The sequence below is a fragment of the Breznakibacter xylanolyticus genome (assembly GCF_003254275.1).
Classification (GTDB): Bacteria; Bacteroidota; Bacteroidia; order Bacteroidales; family Marinilabiliaceae; genus Breznakibacter; species Breznakibacter xylanolyticus.
The window spans coordinates 21,455-27,768 of the sequence record NZ_QKZK01000038.1 but is presented as its reverse complement, the minus strand read 5'-3'; the positions used below and the strand labels follow the sequence as shown (position 1 = coordinate 27,768).

Genomic DNA, 6,314 nt, shown 5'->3' with positions numbered 1-6,314 from the left:
CGGTTTTTTGACGAAAAAGCGTTTCGTATAACCATTTAATCAACCGAGTTTTCATCTCTTTTAAAGGGACAGCCATCGTATTGACCTAATGGAAGCAATACAAGACATGTTTTTATCATAATACTACAACCCAATTCAAAATATCACAAACATTGATCAATATACCCCGATTCCACATTTCATCCAAACACTCTAACTCCTCTTGACAATCGATTAAAAAGAGTACAACGGCTGAGAAATCCATAGCCGAACATCCGGGATATAGTTCAACCTGGGATTCGCGCTAGGCATTACATGCCGCTTAAATCCCTATATATTGGCGGTAGTTATTTTTATAATTCTTTGCTTATGGTTATTGTCTTTTGACAACCCTCAGTTGATTTTATTGATAAAACTGTATTATCAGTTAATTTAAAATAATTACTATCTGTAAGCATTTTGCAAGGTTCTACATTTTCAAAGGTCACACCATTTACTGTTAGAATTTGATCACCGCGCTTAATTTGGTCTTTCAAACTATCACTCCAAACAGTTGCTACTAATAATTTACCATTCTCCACCATAATATCGATAGGGAATTCTTTGTTGTCTAAATCATATGATTTTTCAAATGATTCAAAATAAAAACGTTTATTAATATAGTCAACGGTTACAGTTCCATAATCTAAAAGCTTTGCACCAATGCGCTCACTTCCTGATGTTGTTTTTATTGAAATATTTTTAAATTGAGTGTTATTAATCAATATTTCAGGAATTCTACCCATATAAACAACAGTATCATTCCCATTACCATATATACCTATGTCTCCTCCTCCTTTTGATTGAATTAAATGGTCAAATATTTTTTTCTTATTAAAGAAATTAAAATGATTTAAAGAAATTTGATACAATCCCGTCATCCCACTGTCAAACAATATTTGTTCTCTTACAGAATTCTTGTTTTTTGCCTTTATTCCAATAATTGGATTGCTTTGTCCTTTAGTTAGAATAATTCGTGTACTCTCTTTCTTTTTGAGATTCAATTTTTGAGTTGAATTACATATTGTTATCGTGCTGTCTTTTGATGAGAAACTGATTATTGAATTTCGAATCATATTACTCCCAATTATTCCATCTATTTTAAAACAGTCAAAAATTGTATTTGAAGGAAGAACCATTGCAGGTATATCAGTAAAATTTAAATCTCCAAGTTTGATATTGGGAACAATTGCAATAATCAAACTATCTGTCTTTCCATTTGAATCAAATACTTTTGTTTTGCTAATATTTTGGGAATTCAATTCGGTAAAAACATTTTGAGATAAACAAGCTGCTGCTCCAGTATCGACCATGAATTTATATTTTTTCCCGTTGATCTCGGTTTCTACTATAATAAAGCCACCTACATTTTTATAGGGAATCACGGAATAATAACTTTCTTCTTTTATTCCACCTTGGTTAAAATCAATAAATTGTTGTGAATAACCTGGATTTATAAATAGCGTAAAGAATAAAAATGTTAAGATTTTCTTCATAATTCACTTATTATCTGATAGTTATTTTCTTTTTATATAATTACCGCCAACGTTACGCATATGCCTAGTGGCGGATTGCGGATGATTCAACTGTCAAACCGTGGAGAAGTTTGAGCGGGCGAAAAGCCTTGCTAAGTGCTGTAAAACCGCCATTAGGTATATGCGATGTTGTGTGCCGTTTTTTTTCATTCTGTATTTGACTCCAAACTACGTACATTAATTCTAGATATCCATGGTCTCTTATCAACATAGTCAATAAGAATTATTTGATTTTGACGAAGTTGAAAGTAATCTTCACTGCAAACTTCTTCTATACCAAAGTATGACCAATCATTCAATTGATATTTATAGTGTACATAATGATACGTTGAGTGTTTGAGTGAAAATGATGTAAAATCCTTAATTTGAGCTTCAATAGTTTTTCCATTTTCTTTAAATAGTCTGTCGCGACGATAATTATAGCTAAATTCATACGTTGCGATTAGAATTACTGCTGTTATTATATAGTAAAAAGGTGATTTGAAAAAGGAGTATTTTTTTGGACTTATAAGGATGATGAAATACATACTAATAATTGGTCCAAAAAACACTAAAAACCAATGTAGAACATCATAAATTTCAATTGTAAGAAAAAGGAAGAAAAGTAAACATAAAACGGCAAGTGTAATTTTTTTGCTCTGAGATAGTAATTCTATGCGATTGGTAATCTTTTCAATAAAGCGAGAAATAAAATTTGATTTATTTAATGATGATTTCGATGGATGATTAGCCCAATCATATTCATTTATCATAGTAACATATCCGCAATTATCACACTTTATAATTCCTTTTAAAGGAATTATTTCACTATTGCATTTTTCACATAGGTAGATGTATTTCTTTCTATTAGCCATCAAACTTTATATTTTAATACTCTTACCAGCTATTTCTAATTCTAGATAGTTTTTTAATAAGTGCCATGTTGTGTATTTTTGTAAATCAAAGCTTTCCACAGTCTTATCCTTTCTTCATGCGAAATTAATTTAAATAGTAAAAGGTCAAGCTATATGGTGAATGGCACACAACGGTTGGCGGTATTAACCGTAGCCCTATTTTTATTTGTTACCATTTGCTTTGATTTGGTTAGTTTTCAACAGTTTACCGAGATTCTAATTTTGATATAATACCGCATTTTCCTAGTTTTGGGATATAAAAGTATGGCAAATTTCATGGTACATGTTTTGGCGAACAACCATAGAAATCTGCCATACAAAGATTGTATGTATAACCAAAAATTGCTTTTCAGTTATGTCTCACAAAGTTAGCACAGCAATCGTGCTTTTCAAAAAACGGCAGAAGAAAAATGGCAAGTATCCGGCAAAGCTCCGTTTGACGCACGATAGGAAACAGATGTACTATAACATCGACACCAAAGACCGGGTGTATGAGTTTACCGAGGATGAGTTTGAGAAAATCACCTCTCCCAAACCCAGAGGCGAGTACAAGGAGATTCAGATTGAGTTTTCGTTGATAGAGGAAAAAGCCCAGAAGATTATCAAGTCCATGAGGGATTTTTCCTTTGACCGATTCAAGACCCACATCGGCATCACCGGGAGTGATATGAAAAACGTCTATCACTATCTGGACATCAAGACCAAGGCTTTTGAAAAGAACGGCTATGGCGATAAAGCGGCCAAACCCATGAAAAAGGCTTTGCAAGCGTTCTTCAAGCGAGAGAAGAATTTGGCCTTTAAAGAAATCACCCCGGCAAAGCTTCGGGAACTGGAGCAATACATGCGCAACAAAGGCATTTCGCCCACCACTTATCACCGATACATTGATTCCCTTAAAAGCGTCTTCTTTATGGCTCTGAGGGAAAATATGATTTCTATGGATGTGTTCCCCTTTGGCCGGGATAAGGACAAATATCTGGCTCCCCGTGTTGTGACCGTTAAACGGGCTTTGAAGCTGAACGAGATTGAGAAAATCTACAATTACCAGCCTGAACTCTTTTCCCATGAGGATGAGGCCAAAGACTACTGGATGTTCACCTACCTTTGCAACGGCATCAATATGGTGGATTTGTGCAACCTGAAGTACAAGGATATTGGAACGGACTTCATCTCCTTTATCCGGAGAAAGACCGAGCATTCCTCTGCCATCAAACGCCCCATTACCATTCCCATCACCGATGATATTAGGGCAATCATTGAGAAACGTGGAAACAAGGATAAATCGCCAGACAATTACGTCTTTCCGGTGATTACTGATGACTTGAGCCACAAGCAAAAGGTGTATAAGATTGCTTGGAGGGTGCGCAAGACCAATGTCCACATGGGGAAGATTGGTAAAAAGGTGGGTGTGGATAAGCACATCACCACCTACACCGCCCGGCACAGTTTTGCCACCATATTGAAACGCTCCGGCGTGTCCACCGAGTTCATCAGCGAGAGCTTAGGCCACAAAGATGTGACCATCACGGAGACCTACCTTGATAGTTTTGAAAACGACCACAAAAAGGAAATTGCCAAACACCTGACGGCATTTAAGAAATAAAACTGAAAGGCTTCCACGTAAAAAACGGAAGCCTTTCTTTTTCAATCCTTTTCTGTTTTGCTCTGTCCATCAGCCATTGATACGAATAAAAGTTATTAACAAAGCCGAAAAAAGTGCGGCTCAGTTACGCCAATTCACCGCCGTTAGAACTATAATCATAAGTGAATATTTTAACATTAAAAAAAAGAAATTAAGCTTATGAATCAAAGAGAAATGACAACAGAGAATTTTGAGAGGGATAGCCTTACAGCATTTGAGAAGATGCTGCAAGGCTACAAAAAAGCGAAGCAATCATTGGTATGGGAATCGAACATGGACGACCTGATTGAAAGAATGACCCATCTGCCAACGGCTCCATTCCCAACCGAATTGATGAAACTGTTCGATTACAACTATCTGGTATTATCCGAAGACATCAGCACCCTTATCCAAAAAGCCCTGCAAATACGTGAACAGATGCAGCACACGCAGCGATTTGTCCACATCGAGGAGAAATACTACTCGCTGCCCTTTTTGCCCAAAAACACCTTCCTGAAGAAACTGAAAGTCTTTAACAATGAAGGCGAACTGTGTTACCAGCAGATGGGCAAGCTATACATCCGCTTTAACAGGTTGCTGATTTGGATTCTTCCCGGAAGAAAGTCATTTTCCTTCCACGACATCTTCACCTTTAAGCAGAAATCCATCCAGCTCCGTGATTTAGAAATCTACTATTACTCCCCTTTTCTGGATTTGACCACCACAGACCCTCAATGTTACTACGACTTCTTTTGCGACTACTACGGCAAAATCCAATTCCTCAAATATTTCAATACCAAGGACATTATCAGCTTTGCCCTCGACAACTCATTTGACAACACCCTGCACAACACGCCCAAGGCACTGGAGGAAATCCTCAAACTCACCAGCTCCCAGCAAGTGCTTTGGGCTTACTTCCTTTTCCGGCTCATGGGCATGAAACTCAGGCTGCATATTGATGCGGCCATGATGACACGCTTCCTGCTAATTGTGAACCGGAACGACCTTGAGGACTACAAAAAATCCTACTTCTACAAGTTGGTATCCAAAGCTCCTTTTGTGAAGGAGGACAAAAAGCTGTTGGCCGATTTGGAGACCATCCGGCTCCATTTCCAAAAGAGCAAATTGCCCACCGGGGACATCGAAAAAGAGATACTGAATTTGATTACCAATTAGCAATTTCAAAGGCCAATTACCTTTTATTGCTATTTGGTGCAGTTTTCATTATCCGACACTTTTCAGGGAAAACGGGTTTTGAGGCTCAAAACACCATTTGTATAAATCACAATATCAAACGGATATGATTTTTCTTTAAAATATCGGACAGTCCGACGACGGAAATTAGGGCATTGGTGACTTAAAATTGTCCCAGAATTTGGTTCAAAAAACACATCAAATATGGACGAACAAAAGAACATCAATGCGGCGGCTTTAAGGAACCTTGAACTACTCAACAAACAGGTAGCGGAACTTCTTCAGGTGCAACGCAAGGCGGTATCAGGTTACGACTACCTGAACGCAAATGAGCTGGCCGATTTATTAGGCGAAAGTATCAAGACAATTTATGCAAGGGTGCATAACAGACAAATCCCCTTTTACAAGCCGGGTGGAAAGATTCTGCTTTTCAAACTGGACGAAATACGGGAGTGGATAAAATCCGGTCGCCATGCGACTATGGATGAACTGCGTCAGAACGTGTAATTGGTCATCACACCAAATCTATGAAAAAAGCGCAGAAACTAAGGGAGGAAAAAGACGGCAAACAGATAGTAAGGCTTTCGCTGGTAAAGCTCTTTATGAAAAAACGGTCGCACATTCAGTCAGTACCGGAGAATAAGTTTTGCAGGTTTTTAAATCTAACAAAATAGCATTGATTATGGCAACAATTTATATCTGTGGGGTTGACAACCCCGATGATGAAAAGGATAGCTGTGTTGACACCGAAAAAGTAAAAGCCCGGCTCAAATCATTGAAGTGTGCAGTGGTAAACCCATCGGAAATGGCTTTTTCTAAGATGAGCTGGTCGGATACCCTAAGCAACCGGGTAGAACTGCTTAAAAAGAGCCATGCCGTGTACGTGCTGCCCAACTGGAGGGACAGCATCATGGCACGCATCGAGCTGACCGTGGCAATGGATTTAAAGCTGCAAACCTTCTTTCATCCCATCAGCAACAAGGAATTAAAGCAATTAGTAACCACCCTTGACGGATAGCAATGGTTCCGGTGGGGCTGTACAAGGGCAGCCCC

6 protein-coding genes are annotated in these 6,314 nt (G+C 38.1%); 4 read left to right on the top strand and 2 right to left on the bottom strand.

Features of this window, described 5'->3' with window-relative positions:
• Positions 1-332 precede the first annotated feature (332 nt).
• On the bottom strand, positions 333-1,514 hold the full coding sequence (locus LX69_RS15215) for an aspartyl protease family protein (RefSeq protein ID WP_111446904.1): 1,182 nt from the start codon (positions 1,512-1,514) through the stop codon (positions 333-335).
• 185 nt (positions 1,515-1,699) lie between these two features.
• Positions 1,700-2,407, bottom strand: coding sequence for a hypothetical protein (locus tag LX69_RS15210; RefSeq protein ID WP_111446903.1), 708 nt, complete (start codon positions 2,405-2,407; stop codon positions 1,700-1,702).
• 394 nt (positions 2,408-2,801) lie between these two features.
• Between LX69_RS15210 and LX69_RS15205 the strand changes: the two genes are divergently transcribed.
• The 4 genes from LX69_RS15205 to LX69_RS15190 all read left to right on the top strand — a co-directional run bounded on the left by LX69_RS15205 (position 2,802) and on the right by LX69_RS15190 (position 6,279).
• Positions 2,802-4,049, top strand: coding sequence for a tyrosine-type recombinase/integrase (locus LX69_RS15205; protein ID WP_170124422.1), 1,248 nt, complete (start codon positions 2,802-2,804; stop codon positions 4,047-4,049).
• Positions 4,050-4,262: 213 nt separating this feature from the next.
• The gene (locus tag LX69_RS15200; protein WP_111446901.1) at positions 4,263-5,243 is read left to right on the top strand and encodes a hypothetical protein; all 981 of its coding nucleotides are present in this window, start codon (positions 4,263-4,265) and stop codon (positions 5,241-5,243) included.
• A gap of 222 nt (positions 5,244-5,465) precedes the next feature.
• Positions 5,466-5,768, top strand: coding sequence for a helix-turn-helix transcriptional regulator (locus LX69_RS15195; RefSeq protein ID WP_111446900.1), 303 nt, complete (start codon positions 5,466-5,468; stop codon positions 5,766-5,768).
• Between the two features lie 175 nt (positions 5,769-5,943).
• The gene (locus tag LX69_RS15190) at positions 5,944-6,279 is read left to right on the top strand and encodes a DUF4406 domain-containing protein (RefSeq protein ID WP_111446899.1); all 336 of its coding nucleotides are present in this window, start codon (positions 5,944-5,946) and stop codon (positions 6,277-6,279) included.
• Positions 6,280-6,314: the final 35 nt, after the last annotated feature.

Bases quoted from the DNA above. Each gene is read 5' to 3' on its own strand.
- LX69_RS15195 (WP_111446900.1), top strand. From the start codon at position 5,466: ATGGACGAACAAAAGAACATCAATGCGGCGGCTTTAAGGAACCTTGAA.
- LX69_RS15190 (WP_111446899.1), top strand. From the start codon at position 5,944: ATGGCAACAATTTATATCTGTGGGGTTGACAACCCCGATGATGAAAAG.
- LX69_RS15205 (WP_170124422.1), top strand. From the start codon at position 2,802: ATGTCTCACAAAGTTAGCACAGCAATCGTGCTTTTCAAAAAACGGCAG.
- LX69_RS15215 (WP_111446904.1), bottom strand. From the start codon at position 1,514: ATGAAGAAAATCTTAACATTTTTATTCTTTACGCTATTTATAAATCCA.
- LX69_RS15210 (WP_111446903.1), bottom strand. From the start codon at position 2,407: ATGGCTAATAGAAAGAAATACATCTACCTATGTGAAAAATGCAATAGT.
- LX69_RS15200 (WP_111446901.1), top strand. From the start codon at position 4,263: ATGACAACAGAGAATTTTGAGAGGGATAGCCTTACAGCATTTGAGAAG.